Source organism: Parabacteroides sp. PM6-13, from assembly GCF_029892605.1.
In the GTDB taxonomy this organism is placed as follows: Bacteria; Bacteroidota; Bacteroidia; order Bacteroidales; family Tannerellaceae; genus QVMG01.
This window is the reverse complement of sequence record NZ_JARXWF010000001.1, coordinates 90,620-106,532: the sequence shown is the minus strand read 5'-3', so window position 1 is coordinate 106,532 and position 15,913 is coordinate 90,620. Positions and strand designations below refer to the sequence as shown.

Sequence of the window (15,913 nt, the reverse complement as noted above, 5' to 3'; positions counted from 1 at the left end):
TGTTTTTTAATTCGGATGCAAAAGTACATAAAAATCCGGAGAGCTCCACCACTTCGTTCCGTATTGCTCTTCGGCTCCGTTGTTTTAGCTAAAGAAAATGATTAACTTTGCAGGTTCTTAAAAACGGAAAGGGAGTATGTCTGAAAATCATTCCATCTATATAAAAGGTGCGCGAGTAAACAATCTGAAAAATATCGACGTGGCGATCCCACGTGACAAACTGGTGGTTATAACCGGACTATCGGGGAGCGGGAAATCCTCGCTTGCCTTCGATACCCTCTATGCCGAAGGGCAACGCCGCTATGTGGAGAGCCTCTCGTCGTATGCCCGCCAGTTTCTGGGGCGCATGAGCAAACCGGAGGCGGATTACATCAAGGGCATTCCCCCCGCTATTGCCATCGAGCAGAAAACCAATACCCGCAATCCACGCTCTACCGTAGGTACCTCGACAGAGATCTATGAATACCTGCGCTTGCTGTTTGCCCGCATCGGGAAAACCATATCACCCATCTCGGGTGAGGTGGTCAAGAAACACCAGGTGAACGATATCGTACGCGAGATCCTCGCCTATCCGGAGGGTACGCGTTTTGCTATTTTCACCCCGGTCGTTCCGGTGGAGGGGCGCACCATGAAGAAGCAGTTGGAGATCCTTCAGAAGGAGGGCTATTCACGCCTTTCGATCGACGATAAGGTGTATCGCATTGCTGAGGTATTGGAAGATAAGAAACTACTGAAATCGCCTGTCATAGAGATTGTGATCGACCGCCTGGTCGTTTCCGACGATAAAACATTGAAAAGCCGCCTCGCCGATTCGGCGGAGACAGCTTTCTTCGAAGGACATGGCACCTGTCTGATTCGCATCTACACACCCGAAGAGACCATCACCCGCGAATACTCAAAGAAGTTCGAAGCCGACGGTATGGTGTTTGAAGAGCCGACCGAGATGATGTTTAGCTTCAACAACCCGGTGGGCGCCTGCCCCAAATGCGAAGGCTACGGGAAGGTGATCGGCATCGACGAAGACCTGGTGGTGCCCGACAAAAGCCTCTCGCTCTTCCAGGGAGCGGTGGTTTGCTGGAAAGGGGAGGTGATGAGCGAATGGCAAAAAGAATTTATCATCAACAGCGATCGTTATAACTTCCCGATACATCGTCCCTACTATGACCTGACGGAGGAGGAGAAAGCGTTACTCTGGCATGGCGCCCGCGGATTGCATGGGATCGATGACTTTTTCAAATTCGTCGAAGAGAATGTCTACAAGATACAATACCGGGTGATGATGGCCCGCTACCGGGGCAAGACGGTTTGTCCGGTATGCAAGGGGAGCCGCCTGAAACCGGAAGCGCTCTATGTACAAGTTGGCGGGAAGAACATCGCTCAACTGGTTTCGCTGCCGGTCGGCGAAGTAAAAGCCTTTTTCGAGCAATTGGAACTCGACGAGACGGAAGCCGCCATTGCCAAACGCCTGTTGACAGAGATCACCAGCCGCCTGCAATTCCTGTTGGATGTAGGGCTGAGCTACCTCAGTCTCGACCGTCTCTCATCAACCCTCTCTGGCGGTGAAAGCCAGCGCATCAATCTGGTCACCTCGCTCGGAAGCAGCCTGGTGGGCTCGCTCTATATACTGGACGAACCGAGCATCGGATTGCATTCGCGGGATACGGATCTGTTGATCAACGTACTCCGCCAGTTGCAATCGCTGGGGAACACCGTGGTGGTGGTCGAACACGATGAGGAGATCATCCGCGCCGCCGACTATATCATCGACATTGGCCCGGACGCCGGACGTCTGGGGGGCGAAGTGGTCTACCAGGGAGAGGTCGATAAATTGGAAGCAAGCACGCAAAGCCATACCGTCCGCTATCTGACGGGGGAAGACAAGATCGAGGTACCCGACCTGCGCCGTCCATGGAACAACTATATTGAAATAAAAGGAGCGCGAAAAAACAATCTGAAAGGGATTGATGTACGCTTCCCGCTGCACGTGATGACTGTTGTGACCGGGGTGAGCGGCTCGGGAAAGAGTTCACTTATCCGCGATATATTCTACGAAGTGGTGAAACAGAAATTAGATGGTGCCGCCCGGTTGAATGCCGAATGCAGTAGTGCCGAAGGCGATTTCCATCTGATCAAAGCCATTGAATTTGTTGATCAGAACTCCATCGGCAAGAGCTCTCGCTCCAATCCGGTGACCTATATCGGTGCCTACGATGAGATCCGTAAACTGTTTGCCGATCAGGCATTGGCCAAACAGATGGGTTACAGCGCGGCTCACTTCTCTTTTAACAAGGAAGGTGGGCGATGCGAAGAATGTAAAGGCGAGGGGCGTATCACGGTCGAGATGCAGTTTATGGCGGATATCACCCTGGAATGTGATGTGTGTCATGGAAAACGCTTCAAATCGGATGTGTTGGAGGTGGAATACCAGGGCGTCAGTATCTTCGATGTGTTGGAGATGACGGTCAATCAGGCGATTGAATTCTTCGGCAAAACCAAAGGATCGCAGGAAAAGAAAATCGTTCGCCGCTTGAAGCCCTTGCAGGATGTCGGCTTAGGTTATATCAAACTGGGACAGACCTCGTCGACCCTCTCGGGCGGGGAAAACCAACGTGTGAAACTGGCCTATTACCTGGGGCAGGAGAAGCAGGAGTCTACCCTGTTTGTCTTCGACGAACCGACCACCGGACTTCACTTCCATGATATCAAAACCCTGTTGAAAGCATTCAATGCCTTAATCGATAAAGGGCATACGGTGATCATTATCGAGCATAATATGGATGTGATCAAATGCGCCGACTACGTGATCGACCTGGGTCCCGAAGGAGGAAAAGCCGGAGGCCACCTGGTCTGCACCGGCACACCGGAAGATATTGCTGCCTGTCCGCAGTCCTATACCGGACAGTTCCTGAAAGAGAAGTTATAAGAGGTATCCGAGAACGATGCCCAACGTGAAGGTTTGCTCTTTCGTGGTCGATGTCTTTCCGCCATACGGCTTGACAAAGCTTGGCAGGTAACTGGCGTTGAGGCCTATCCGGTAGCGTCCGATCTGTTGGTCGATACCCACCTCCGCTTTCAGACCGGCAATCAGTTTGTGGGTACCTGTCTCTTTGCCGCTGAGGTAGTCCGATTTATATCGCCCATCCAGATAGATATCAACGCGCGGACCTACGCCTACATAAGCGTTGGTGCCCGATAAGCTGTTCGTTTTCAACCGGAAAGTGGTGTTGAGTGTCAGGTAATCCAGGTGCAAACGACCATCCCCCTTTTCTACCATAGAGGCTTCCTCGTCAAGCAGTCCGAAAGAGGTGCCTTTTCGCAGGAAACCAACGCTGCTCGACAGCCCCCAATGGTCTCTATCCATATACTCCAATCCGATACTCGCCTGATAGGGATAAATGGGATTGTAGGAAGCCCCCTTCACTTTCAGATCCGTTATAGCGATCCCATTCTCTATTTTAATAACCTGCGCCCGGCTTACCATCGATAAACACAGAAAGAAACAAATAAATCCGATTGTTGTTACCTTTTTCATCATTCGATTGTTATTTCCTCTTTTAACGGGTGCCACTCTTGAATATTGCTTATGCAGGAGCATTCCGACATGTTGGATGCTCCGGAATTTTATAGACCTACCGAAATTCCCGGCAGACACTACTTCGTTTACCCCGATCTACCTTTTTGGGGATAGGGCAGGAAATGGCCTTTTATAACAAAACGGCCGGAGATATACGGGTTCCCCGACATCTCCGGCTATTGTGCTATTTTCCCCTCCAATGTAAGCCTAATAAGACTCCTGCCCCATTAAAGAAAAATCCAATTCCAGCATTAAAAAGTATCGAATTATCAATATATAGACCTACTATAAGGGCGATTAGGCCCAATACCATAATTGTTATGCAGATTTTTTTCATAGTCCATCATATTAAACAATATATACATCTGCGTATTCTGCGTAGCTGCGTACCGTCATACTAAATGAACGAATTTTCTTGATTACTATTTAGCTTCTACCGGTACAATCAACACAACACGACTTTCCGATAGTGAAGCTACGGTATCTCCACTAAAAAGTAACTCATCAGTTTTCGCATCGAGTTCGGCTATTTCTTCCTCAGTCGGATTTCTTGTAGGATCTTCCCAAGAGTCAGTGGTAACGCATCGTATATCTATATTGTTATAGAGAATTTGAGAGAAATCACCTCTTAGTCTTGTCGTGTAATACAGTTTTATCTCTTCGATCTGATCATGTCCTAACAGGAAGGGTACTTTGTATTTTATTGTATATTCCCTTTTTGTCTCTTTCTTTTGAGGTGAAAATGCCTCCGATATATTCAAACTAATCATTACGGTCTGCCCTATTTTACGAAAATTCCTTACCGTACATTGTACGGTATCTCCTTTTTCATCTGTAATGGATATTATCTCAAGATTATTCTTATCTGAATCATCGATCTTTTCTTTATCCATTTCTTTCATCTCTACAAATCCTGTTCCATCAGAATATAAGATTACAATATGAGGGGTATAGCTGACAATAGCATCTTCTGAACCCGAACAACCCGACAAACCGATTGCAACTAAAAACAATAAAAGCATCTTTTTCATATCAACATCTTTTAGTTATTAATAATCAACAAAGGTAAAAATATTTTTCTTATAAAGGAAAGTCTATGTAATTAACGTCCTACAATTGATATTTCTTTTTTATAACGGAAGTTATACGAGCTTGTACCTCCATCGTTAATTTCCTCTTCAATAAATTCAGGGCCAGCATCTGTTGTAAAAACATCGTTAAGATAGTATCCGTCGGCATCTCCGTCCCATCCCATATTGCAATGTACGTAATATATATAACTTCTGTTGTGAGGATATTTTTCAAATCCATCAATAACCCAAGCATGTCCGTCTACATATTTTCTAATTACGAAACCAACATGGTAATAACGTGCATTTGCTCTCATGTAAATCGATTTTCCTGATAGTAAGGCATTTATAACCTTGTCGGTATTGTAGTTTTCTAAGTTTGTTGTTGAAAGTCCTCCCCAACTTCTCATCCACTTGACAGCATCATTACTTTCCGCTCCTGTGCTTTGGCTTCCATAGTCAGCATCAAGAGATATCGCTAAATAGCGCATTAAATGAGCAACTTCAATAGAAGATCCTAGAGCTTCTCTATCGGTTAATACACCATAATCTGCTCCGTTTTGACTATCAGAAATAATACGAGACCAATTTAAATTAGCACTTCCATATGATCCGTTTTGACTCCATTGAACACTTCCTATTGTTTGAAAATAAGAGAGTATTTGAGCCGTTGCAGTTATGACGCAGCCAGTAGGACATTTAAGCCCATCTTTTATAGGATAGTATTTATTGTAAGGTTCGTTTTGCCCCCACTTGACCGATAATTGGGGAGCAACTCTTGCTGTTGGAGTTCCAGGATTAGTTGACGATTTTGTTTCTGCTTCAATATGATTATTTATGTCGCTTATCTGTTTTTTTTATAGCTTCTTCCATAAATATAATAAAACCGGGATTATTTACTTTTTCGATATCATTCATGGAAAAATAGCCTTCGTTAATAAGCGCATAAACTGGGGCTGTACGTTTGTCTGCTGAAACTATAGCAAATCCCTGTTCATCATCAAAGTTCATTATATACAAAAGAGTGTCAATATCTATTGATGTATTACTTTTGGTTATATAAGAGGATATATTCTTATGATCGGATTTAACGACTTCAATATTTTTTATTTTTCTATTTTGCATATATCCCTTTGTTCCTATGCTGCTTCCTTGGTCAATGGACGTAATAAAGTTTGTTAATTCTTTTTTGGCATCTTCAATTGATACTCTGTAGCTGTTTACAGAAGGAGGTAGACCTGTGTCTGAAATGTATTCATGCTCGTTTTCAGAACAAGAAGTTGTAAAAATGTTAAAAATAAAGCTCAGTGCTAAAAACTTAAGAACATTTGTTTTCATAATTGTTTTTTTTAATTAAACATGCAATAATATTAACCAATATGTCGGTAATCGAAAATATTTCTATTAAGGTAAAGAGAATAAACAATGATACTTCATTGGAGTAATTGCACGATCAAAGTACACCATATCTGTATGCGTATCACATTTTCGTTTTCGCCATAGAAATAATGCGGTTGGATTGTTCTGCTTCATTTTCTTGAACAATAACTCTATCGTCCAACGTCTCTTGTAAAGCAAAGCTAAAAACAACTCTAACGTTCCAACTCAATCTCTCCGAGATTACTCTATTTCGAAATATCCACTTATTTTACTTATCTCTGTGGAAATCTGGATGAAATAGCGACCTTCACTAACTTGATTAAGTAAATGAATACTTAAAGAGAGATCAGGTTCTACTATTAAGTAATCGTCTTGATATACGACTTGATTAGAGTTTTCGTGGGTTATGGAGATATGAACTATACCATAGGTTTGAGGGAATTCGATGACTAAAGTGTTATCGTCAAGATACCCTTGTACTTGCCCGATGTTTAATGACTTTCCCTGTCTATTCCGTTTAATCTCTTCTAAGATAATGCTCTTTTTGGCAATGATATCCATAACAGGAAGAAGGCATAGTATAATGCCAATAATAACTTTGTATGTATTGTGTGTATTCATTTCAGTAACTTTTGTTGAAAATTGATACTACAAAGTTATGAGTAAGCGGGAATAGTTTGGTAATATTGGCAGGAATTCAGATGGACAACTGATGTTGAATACCAGTCGATTATGTGGATTTTGATGGACAAGTATATTTTATTACATATTTAAGCTGTAATTTTTAAGAAAAGAGGACAGGTTATTATCCACAAATGAAGTCTGCAACTTCTCCCGGATACGGGTTCTTCGTTTGCTAACAGACCCCGGATCGATATTTAATAGGACAGACTCTTGGTTCGTATCGAAGTCATAGAGGCTAAGAACGCAGTATTGAAGTTCTGTTTTAGTTAGATTAGGAAATTGTTTTATCAAACGAATAAGAAGATCCGGATATACTATATCTATTTCCAATTCTATTTGCAATTGAGTCTCTTCATTTAGGAGTATCTTGCCCGACGTTCTATAATTTTTAATTTTGTTGATTAAATTTTTTCGCAACGAAGATGATTTTATCATGTTCTCACGAGTTTCTAACAGTCCGTCTTTGAGCCTTTTTATTTCTTCTTCCTTTTGTTTAACCATTTCTCCATTCGCCAGAGCAAATTCTTTTTCTTTGTTTTTAAGCTCTTGTAATAAACAAGTAATTTTATGTTGTTTTCGAGCTAATTCTCTCTTTGCTTTCTTTCGCCAATACAGATAAAGAAAAATTAAAATCACAACCATTACAGACAGTAAACTTATAAGGAGTATATTCCTTTGTTTATCGATAATAAGATCTTTTACCTGTATGGTCTGATTGAGGTGGTTGTACTTCTTTTCAACCTCAATATAATTGCGTTCCTCTATTTCATCCAATCTCTCATTTATGAGATGATAATATTGTTCAAAGTGATCTAGCGCCAGTTTGTGCTTTCCTTCTTTCGAGTAGATCTGATAATAATAATAGTGGATGCCACGTTCAAATATTTCCGGTATGGAGTCTTGTAACATGGCGTCGAGGATTTGGCGGGCATCCGACAGGCGGTCAGTTTCTATATATGCTTCAGTAAGCGCCATTTTATCATGGGATGAAGTCGAATAGGGATTTACTGACTTTAGAAAATAATCTATTGCCTGATCATATTCGCCCATAGATAAATAAATATTCCCCAAACCATTCAGTACCGTAGACTGAATAAGAGAATCATTGAGTATTTTACCGATAGAATCCGCTTCATTCATGGCTGCAATAGCTTCTTCATGTAGTTCTAACAGATCAAACGAATGTCCTATATCCCGTTTGGCAAATCCATAACTTCGCAAATTATTAGCTTCCAAGAAGCAATCTGCTGCATCCCGGTATTTGCTAAGAGCGGTTTCTATATGATTATTCTGTAGGTATAAATCGGCCAAATAGCTGTTAATATATCCGGATTCGTTGATTAGGTTCGCTTTTTTTGCCCAGTCTAAGCCATAAAGGTAACTCTCTATAGCTTTTTCGTAATTCCTTTCATCCGTATAAACTCTGCCAAGAAATAAACATAAGGCTGCTATGTCGCTTGCCTCCCCCTTTTTTATATACCATGCTCTTGCTTCATTGATTTCCCGGGATAGAGGGAAGTCTGATTCCAGTTTATCAGCAATTTGACATTGTAAATAGTTGTAGCGTGCTTGCCATTTCAAGGGCATCTTTAGATAAGTTATTTCTGCAATCTGCTCTAATTCTTCTTTTGCCAGGGAAGGAGACGCTGTTATGTATTGTTCGGCAGATAAGATATGTTGCTTTTCAACATTTGTAACATGACTGCAAGAGATGAATAAATACAAAGCGATGGGAAGTAGAAAACAATATAATATGTGTGTATTCTTTCTTACCTTAAATGGGTCTAAACGTAATGAGTATGTATTATATGCTTTTATTTTCATACTTATTCTGTTTTGATATCGATGTTTTTTTTGACACACTTTCTTTTACCTGTTTTTGCACACCTGATTCTAAAGACTGATAGAACTTCAGATAACTTAGGGACAAAGATACACTATTTGGGATCATGTTGGACGCTCTGAAATTTTTTAGACGAGTGTCCCGATTTTTTTACCCTACCGACAATTTGGTTGCCGATAGCTATCGACAAAATTGCTGATAATTATCGACAAAATTGCTGACAATCGTCGACAAAATTGTCGACAATCGTCAACAATCAAATTCTCCGTAGGACAAAAAAACAGAGCCGGTACCTTTCCGCTTGGGAGGATACCGGCTATCTTTTTACCTTAAATAGACTTCTGTAAAAAATTAAAGGCTGTCTCACGACAACCCCTAACCAACTTTGTTAACCTTAAATCTAATACTATTATGAAAAAACCACAGTACAAAGATAGAGGGTTTTCTGTTCCTGTCAAGAGTTTTATCAATAATAGATGTTAAGGTACGCGGAGGTTATTGCCAAAAAGTGTTAGACAAACGAAAAAGAGATAGAATTCAGCAAAATTCTGCTAAAATTAACACTTTTCGGGGGTGGAAAACTATAAAGCGAGTCGCTCTTTGAGGAGTTTATAACCGGCGCTGCTTGCTCGCAAACTGGTGCCATCTTTTAGTTTTACCCGATAATTCTCTTTGCCGAACAGTTCGACACGGAGGATGAATTCGCTGTTTACGATCGATGAACGATGGATGCGAACGAAAGAAGTGGGCAGGTGCGTCTCGAAATATTTCATTGTCTGCTCCTTGATATACTGCCCCTGCGGCGTGAAGAGCGTCACATAATCGCCGCTTGCCTGGAGGCAGACCAATTCTTCGACATGCACGATATGGATGCGTGTGCCGTCTTTGACGGAGATCTTTTCAAGGAGCTCGACCGGTTCTTTCTTTTCTTCCGGCACAACAGGAGGTGGCATGAGTGCCTCTTTTTCCTCCTCTTCGCGCAAACGGTCGTACCATTGCAGTAGTATGATCCAGCCCATCAGGCCAAAAAGCCCCCGCAGAGGTAGTCCCGCGACAAAGGAGGAGGCGTTTTCCCATCCGGCAATGGTCAACAACGCAAAGCTAACCCCGACGCAAACAAACTGAACCACGAGCGCCAGTAGGAATTGCACCTGCCAGACACGTATGTAGGTCAACGCATACCAGGCGTAATACCCGGCCGCCGTCAGTAGCCCTATCGAAAGGATTGTGTCGATAGCCGCGGGCAGCGGGAGCGCCTGGGCGTATGCCGTCAATAGCCACCAATGGATCAAGGCGGCGGCAACCATGCATAATACACCTAACGCTCTGCGGGTGGGAGAGACTGTGAAGGGGTGGTCTTGCATGCGGGTTAGCTCTTTATTTCCAGTCCGCCAAAGCTAATCTCGCCGCGGATAATAAGTTTGTGATCGTAGTCTATCGCATGCACAAAATGACGCTTGTCGTTTACCCCACCGAAGCTGTTTTCAACCTGTAATAACACGTTCCAGGTCGAAGGGATAAACAATTCTACTCCGCCAAAAGAACACTCAATATCAAGATAGGTCTCCTCCTGCTCCAATTGTGTTTTGCGTAGGTCTAAGGCAATATTGCCAAAAGAGACCTCCAGGTCAGCGCCCCGGAAAACAGGATCCAGTACAATATGCCGGGAGGAACCGAAACTTACATCCGCCTCCACAAACCCATCGTTTGTCTCTGCCGATTTTAGGGAATGGCGGTGGTGCCATCGCCCATGGCTTTGGGGATGGGTGAATTTCAGGAGTATGCCGATACCGATAATAATGAATATCACCGGCCAATAGTTGCCAATGCCATATTCGGAGGGAATGAGGAAGAAGGCGCCGACACTGACCAGTACCAATCCGCCGACAAAGTTACGCCGGGTTAGTTGTACCACGCCAATCACGATCAGCAACATTTGCCAGGAGACAATATAATGGAAAACGTCCCGGTCGACCCACCCCAGGTTCCTACCCAGGAACAGGACGCCTACAATAATAAATATAGCCGCTGTGATCAGCTGGTTTCCTTTGCGGTGTGAATGGTGATTCACTTCATTTGATTCGCTCATATTCTTTTCGTTTTAATTACTGAAGCAAAGATAGGGTGCGAGAGATGCCTTCCGCAAGCAAAAAGCGCTTTTTGGGGTCAATTTCCCGATGAATCACCGTTATTTTACGGTGAATCCGTACAAAGAAACATAAAAACCGTGTAATCTGCGTAATCTGTGCCCCAAAGAAAAAAGGCCATCTCACATCGTGAGACAGCCTTTCTGCAAAATTGAGGGTATATTTATATCAGTCTTTCAACTTCGCCTTGATGAACTCACGGTTCAGGCGAGCGATGTTACTGATAGAAACAGCTTTTGGACATTCAGCTTCGCAGGCACGGGTGTTGGTACAGTTACCAAATCCCAGTTCGTCCATCTTGGAAACCATGGCTTTCGCGCGACGGGCCGCTTCGATCTTTCCTTGCGGAAGCAATGCCAACTGACTTACCTTGGCAGAAACGAACAACATAGCCGAACCATTCTTACAAGCAGCTACGCAGGCACCACAACCGATACACGCCGCCGCATCCATTGCCAGGTCGGCATCTTTCTTAGGAATAGGAATGGCATTGGCATCGGGGATACCACCGGTGTTTACCGATACGAAACCGCCTGCCTGCATGATCTTATCGAACGCATAGCGGTCGACCATCAAGTCGCGGATCACCGGGAAACCGGCCGAACGCCAGGGCTCGATGGTGATGGTTGCGCCATCGTCGAACTTACGCATATGAAGCTGGCAGGTGGTAATCTCTGTATCCGGTCCGTGCGGATGCCCGTCGATATACAACGAACACATACCGCAGATACCTTCACGGCAGTCATGGTCGAACACCACCGGTTCTTTGCCTTCGTTCACCAACTGCTCGTTCAATATATCAAGCATTTCAAGGAAAGAACTTCCCTGAGAAATCTCTTTCAATTGGTAGGATTCAAAAGCGCCTTTCGATTGCGGTCCCTTCTGACGCCATACCTTTACTGTGATATTTATATTTTTATCCATGTCTTTTAATTGTTAATTATTAATTGTTAATTATTAATTGCTTCCGGCCAATGGCTTTTCTCATTAACCAGTAACAATTAAGTATTAACCATTAATTTTTGTAATTTCGTTGTTGACGCACTACGAATTCGTAATCCAAAGCCTCTTTATACATCACAGGGTCTTTGTCTTCGCCCTGATATTCCCAGCAGGATACATACGAGAACTGATCGTCGCGACGCATCGCTTCGCCCTCTTCTGTCTGATATTCTTCACGGAAGTGACCACCGCAGGATTCCTGACGGTCGTAGGCATCGTGTGCCATCAACTCGCCAATCTCCAGGAAGTCGGCCAAGCGCAGGGCTTTTTCCAATTCCACATTCAGGTCATTGGCTTCACCCGGAATACGCACATTGCTCCAGAACTCTTTCTTCAGTTTCTTCAGGCTTTCGATAGCGCCCTTCAGGCCTTCGGCATTACGCGCCATACCTACGAAGTCCCACATGATAAGTCCCAGTTTACGATGGATCGTATCTACGGTAGATGTACCCTGGATACTCATCAGTTTGTCGATACGTGCCTTCAGAGCAGATTCAGCCTCTTCGAACTCAGGCAGATCGGTGCTGAAACGCGGCACCTGGATCTGGTCGGCCAGGTAGTTCTGGATCGTATACGGCAACACGAAGTAACCGTCGGCCAATCCCTGCATCAACGCGGATGCTCCCAGGCGGTTCGCACCGTGGTCGGAGAAGTTGGCTTCACCAATGGCGAACAGTCCCGGAATATTGGTCATCAATTCATAATCAACCCACAAGCCTCCCATGGAATAGTGGAGAGCCGGATAGATCATCATCGGCGTTTCGTATGGATTATCATCAACAATCTTTTCATACATCTGGAAGAGGTTACCATAACGTGCTTCTACCACAGAGCGTCCCAGGCGGTTGATAGCCTCGGCAAAGTCAAGGTAAACAGCTTGTCCGGCTCCCACACCGAAACCGGCGTCACAACGTTCCTTCGCAGCACGTGATGCTACGTCGCGCGGCACCAGGTTACCGAATGCCGGATAGCGGCGTTCCAGGTAGTAGTCGCGGTCTTCTTCGGCGATTTGTGTTGGTTTCAGTTTGCCGGCACGGATCGCTTCGGCATCCGCCTTTTTCTTCGGAACCCAGATACGTCCGTCGTTACGCAACGACTCAGACATCAGGGTCAGCTTAGACTGGAACTCACCATGCACAGGAATACAGGTCGGGTGGATCTGTACCATACAGGGATTCGCAAAGTAAGCCCCTTTCTTATAACATTGCCATGCAGCGGAACCGTTGGAAGCCATTGCGTTGGTAGAAAGGAAGAAGGTATTTACATATCCTCCGGTGGCTACCACCACGGCATGAGCTGCGAAACGTTCCAGTTTCCCGGTCACCAGGTTACGGGCAATGATACCGCGGGCACGCCCGTCGACCTTTACCACGTCAACCATTTCATGACGAGTATACATTTTTACTTTATTCAGTCCGATCTGACGGCTCAACGCTGAGTAAGCACCCAACAACAACTGCTGTCCGGTCTGTCCGCGGGCATAGAAGGTACGTGATACCTGCGCGCCCCCGAATGAACGGTTGTCGAGCAGACCGCCATATTCGCGTGCGAAAGGAACACCCTGCGCTACGCACTGGTCGATAATAGCGTTGGAAACCTCTGCCAAACGGTATACATTGGCTTCGCGGGCACGGTAGTCACCCCCTTTGATCGTATCGTAAAAGAGACGGTAGACCGAGTCACCGTCGTTCTGATAGTTCTTAGCTGCATTGATACCTCCCTGGGCGGCAATCGAGTGCGCGCGACGGGGAGAGTCCTGGATACAGAAATTGAGAACATTGAATCCCATCTCTGCTAAGGATGCGGCGGCAGAGGCTCCGGCCAATCCGGTTCCTACCACGATCACATCCAAACGGCGTTTATTAGCCGGGTTCACCAGCTTCTGATGTGCTTTATAATCACTCCACTTTTCAGCCAACGGGCCTTGTGGGATTTTTGAATTTATCTGTGTCATATTTCTTTGATTTTCAAATGGATTATACCTTTAGTTAACAGCAAGAACCACCACAAAGGTTTTTCAGATAGAAGAAAATAGTAACAAAGGCAAAGGCTGCCATCAATAGCGTAGCATAGATATTGCCGATTACTTTCCAACGTTTGATCCAGATGTTGTTACTCAAACCCATTGTTTGAATAGAACTCCAAATCCCGTGAGTCAGGTGGAACCACAAAGCCACATACCAGATCAGGTAAGCAATCACCACCCAGAGCTGGCTGAAGTAGTAGTTGATAAACGCCGCTCCGTCTTGCGGAGAAACCTGAGAAGCTCCCAAGGTGACCTCATGATTGCCCAATAACTCGGCAAACATCATCTTGTACCAGAACTGGGCAAAGTGCAATAGCATAAAGCCCACAACAATCACACCCAACACAAACATGTTCTTAGATGCCCATGTCACGTTTTTCTGACGCGTGTTCACGGCGTAGCTGTCGCTTCCGCGTGCTTTCATGTTTTGAAACGTGAGCAATAGCGCATACAGAAAATGAATCGCTACAATGCCCGCCAACACCACAGTTGCCGCCACAGCATACCAGTTAGCCCCCAAAAGAGCACAGATCATGTTGTACGCCTCTTCAGAGAATACCGCTGCTACGTTCATGGCCGCATGGAACGTGAGGAACAGAACAAGAACGATACCTGAGATACTCATGATCAGTTTCTTGCCAATAGAAGAATTAAGTAACCACATAAGATAATAGTTTAAGTTATTTAATTGTTTATAAGATTTTCACACTGCACAAATAAAAGCGCAAAGGTAGCCTAATTCCATATAGGAAGCAATAAATTAAAGAAATTTTTCGGCAATGGTTTTTTGCTCTTTCAAGGATAAAAAATACCCCCAAAGTTTTGTGTCACTTTGGGGGTATCGGGGAGGTTTTATTTGAAGAAATACCTTACGATATCGTTACCATTTGCGTAGATCAACAAGCCGAATAGCAGTAGCATACCTACGATTTGCGCGTATTCGAGGAATTTGTCGCTTGGCTTGCGGCGGGCGATGACTTCATATAATAGGAACATCACATGGCCACCATCCAATGCCGGGATCGGCAGGATATTCATAAAGGCCAGGATGATGGATAGGAAGGCGGTGCGTTCCCAGAATGTTTTCCAGTTCCACTGCGCAGGGAAGAGGCCACCGATCGTACCGAATCCTCCGAGGCTGGAGGCTCCCTCTTTGGTGAATACGTACTTCATGTCGCTCACATAGCCTTTCAGGGTGTTCACTCCCAGGCGGATACCGGCCGGGAACGATTCGAAGAAGCCGTACGTTTTGGTATAGGTACCGTAGATATCGGCCGGTGCCATCAGGTAGAAGCCTAATTTGCCGTTCTCGTCGGTGTGCGCGGTGGTCGACATCGCTTGCCCGTTGCGGTAGTAGTCGATCTGAATATCCGCATCTTTATATTCTTCTAATATCTTAGCGGCATCTTCAAACAGGGGGGTCAGCGTGCCGTTAATAGCCACAATGCTGTCGCCAGGTTGTAGCCCAGCCAAGGCGGCCGGGGTGTTCTTGCCCGTTAATTCGCGTACCATCATCGGGATACGGTTGGGGTCGGCAAATCCTTTCTTGTCGCGGAGGATGCGTTGCATCATGCCTTCCGGAATAGGGATCACGGTTTGCACGCCGTTGCGCAATACGGTGACATTGGATGATTCCACCACCTTGCGGAAGCTGTTTTCGCCAAAGCGGTCTAACTTCTCACTATCGGCCATCAACAATACGTCGCCATCCTGGAAACCAATGTTATGGAATGTCTCGCTATAATACATACCGTTGGTCATTTTATCCAACGGAACGTATGTTTCTCCCCATTTAAACAATATCATGGAGTAGATGAAAAGCGCCAGGAGGAAATTGAACAATACCCCCGCAATCATGATCATTAAGCGTTTTCCGGCTGATTTCGAGCGGAACTCAAAAGGCTGGGGCGGTTGAGCCATCTGCTCTTTGTCCATGCTTTCGTCGATCATACCCGATATCTTGCAATAACCTCCGAGCGGAAGCCAGCCGATACCATATTCCGTTTCACTGTTTTTTGGTTTATACCGGAAGAGGGCAAACCAGGCGTCGAAGAAAAGATAGAACTTTTCTACACGCACTTTATAGATACGGGCGAAAATAAAATGCCCGAACTCATGTACTATCACCAAAATCGACAAACTGAGAATCAATTGTGCCGCTTTAATCAAAAATGTTTCCATTTACAA

At 44.8% G+C, this 15,913-nt stretch carries 13 protein-coding genes; 1 reads left to right on the top strand and 12 read right to left on the bottom strand.

Going from position 1 to position 15,913, the window contains the following annotated elements; genetic code table 11:
- Nucleotides 1–136: 136 nt before the first annotated feature.
- On the top strand, nucleotides 137–2,923 hold the full coding sequence (uvrA, locus tag M2134_RS00450) for an excinuclease ABC subunit UvrA (RefSeq protein WP_280749816.1): 2,787 nt from the start codon (nucleotides 137–139) through the stop codon (nucleotides 2,921–2,923).
- Here the strand turns inward: uvrA and M2134_RS00445 are convergent.
- The 12 genes from M2134_RS00445 to rseP all read right to left on the bottom strand — a co-directional run bounded on the left by M2134_RS00445 (nucleotide 2,918) and on the right by rseP (nucleotide 15,907).
- Entirely contained in the window at nucleotides 2,918–3,535 is a 618-nt protein-coding gene (locus M2134_RS00445) for an outer membrane beta-barrel protein (RefSeq protein WP_280749815.1), read from the bottom strand. The two genes, uvrA and M2134_RS00445, sit on opposite strands and share 6 nt — an antisense overlap.
- Nucleotides 3,536–3,996: 461 nt before the next feature.
- Nucleotides 3,997–4,605: a hypothetical protein gene (locus tag M2134_RS00440; RefSeq protein ID WP_280749814.1), complete on the bottom strand. Its 609-nt coding sequence runs from the start codon at nucleotides 4,603–4,605 to the stop codon at nucleotides 3,997–3,999.
- Between the two features lie 71 nt (nucleotides 4,606–4,676).
- A complete protein-coding gene (locus tag M2134_RS00435) occupies nucleotides 4,677–5,471 on the bottom strand; it encodes a C10 family peptidase (RefSeq protein ID WP_280749955.1) in 795 nt (264 codons plus the stop codon).
- A gap of 4 nt (nucleotides 5,472–5,475) precedes the next feature.
- Nucleotides 5,476–5,982 (bottom strand): Spi family protease inhibitor, encoded by a 507-nt coding sequence (locus M2134_RS00430; RefSeq protein ID WP_280749813.1) that lies wholly within the window; start codon nucleotides 5,980–5,982, stop codon nucleotides 5,476–5,478.
- 282 nt (nucleotides 5,983–6,264) lie between these two features.
- Nucleotides 6,265–6,645: a DUF3244 domain-containing protein gene (locus M2134_RS00420; protein ID WP_280749812.1), complete on the bottom strand. Its 381-nt coding sequence runs from the start codon at nucleotides 6,643–6,645 to the stop codon at nucleotides 6,265–6,267.
- A 141-nt stretch (nucleotides 6,646–6,786) separates the two neighbouring features.
- The gene (locus M2134_RS00415) at nucleotides 6,787–8,532 is read right to left on the bottom strand and encodes a hypothetical protein (protein WP_280749811.1); all 1,746 of its coding nucleotides are present in this window, start codon (nucleotides 8,530–8,532) and stop codon (nucleotides 6,787–6,789) included.
- Between the two features lie 600 nt (nucleotides 8,533–9,132).
- Nucleotides 9,133–9,915 carry a LytTR family DNA-binding domain-containing protein gene (locus M2134_RS00410; protein ID WP_280749810.1) on the bottom strand — a complete coding sequence of 261 codons (783 nt, stop codon included), beginning with the start codon at nucleotides 9,913–9,915 and terminating at the stop codon, nucleotides 9,133–9,135.
- Nucleotides 9,916–9,920: 5 nt separating this feature from the next.
- Nucleotides 9,921–10,640 carry a DUF5668 domain-containing protein gene (locus tag M2134_RS00405; protein WP_280749809.1) on the bottom strand — a complete coding sequence of 240 codons (720 nt, stop codon included), beginning with the start codon at nucleotides 10,638–10,640 and terminating at the stop codon, nucleotides 9,921–9,923.
- A gap of 226 nt (nucleotides 10,641–10,866) precedes the next feature.
- Entirely contained in the window at nucleotides 10,867–11,622 is a 756-nt protein-coding gene (locus M2134_RS00400) for a succinate dehydrogenase/fumarate reductase iron-sulfur subunit (RefSeq protein ID WP_280749808.1), read from the bottom strand.
- Between the two features lie 91 nt (nucleotides 11,623–11,713).
- Nucleotides 11,714–13,654, bottom strand: a complete 1,941-nt coding sequence (locus M2134_RS00395) for a fumarate reductase/succinate dehydrogenase flavoprotein subunit (RefSeq protein ID WP_280749807.1) — start codon at nucleotides 13,652–13,654, stop codon at nucleotides 11,714–11,716.
- A gap of 34 nt (nucleotides 13,655–13,688) precedes the next feature.
- Nucleotides 13,689–14,390, bottom strand: coding sequence for a succinate dehydrogenase cytochrome b subunit (locus tag M2134_RS00390; protein WP_280749806.1), 702 nt, complete (start codon nucleotides 14,388–14,390; stop codon nucleotides 13,689–13,691).
- 188 nt (nucleotides 14,391–14,578) lie between these two features.
- Entirely contained in the window at nucleotides 14,579–15,907 is a 1,329-nt protein-coding gene (gene rseP / locus M2134_RS00385) for an RIP metalloprotease RseP (RefSeq protein ID WP_280749805.1), read from the bottom strand.
- Between the last annotated feature and the right edge of the window lie 6 nt (nucleotides 15,908–15,913).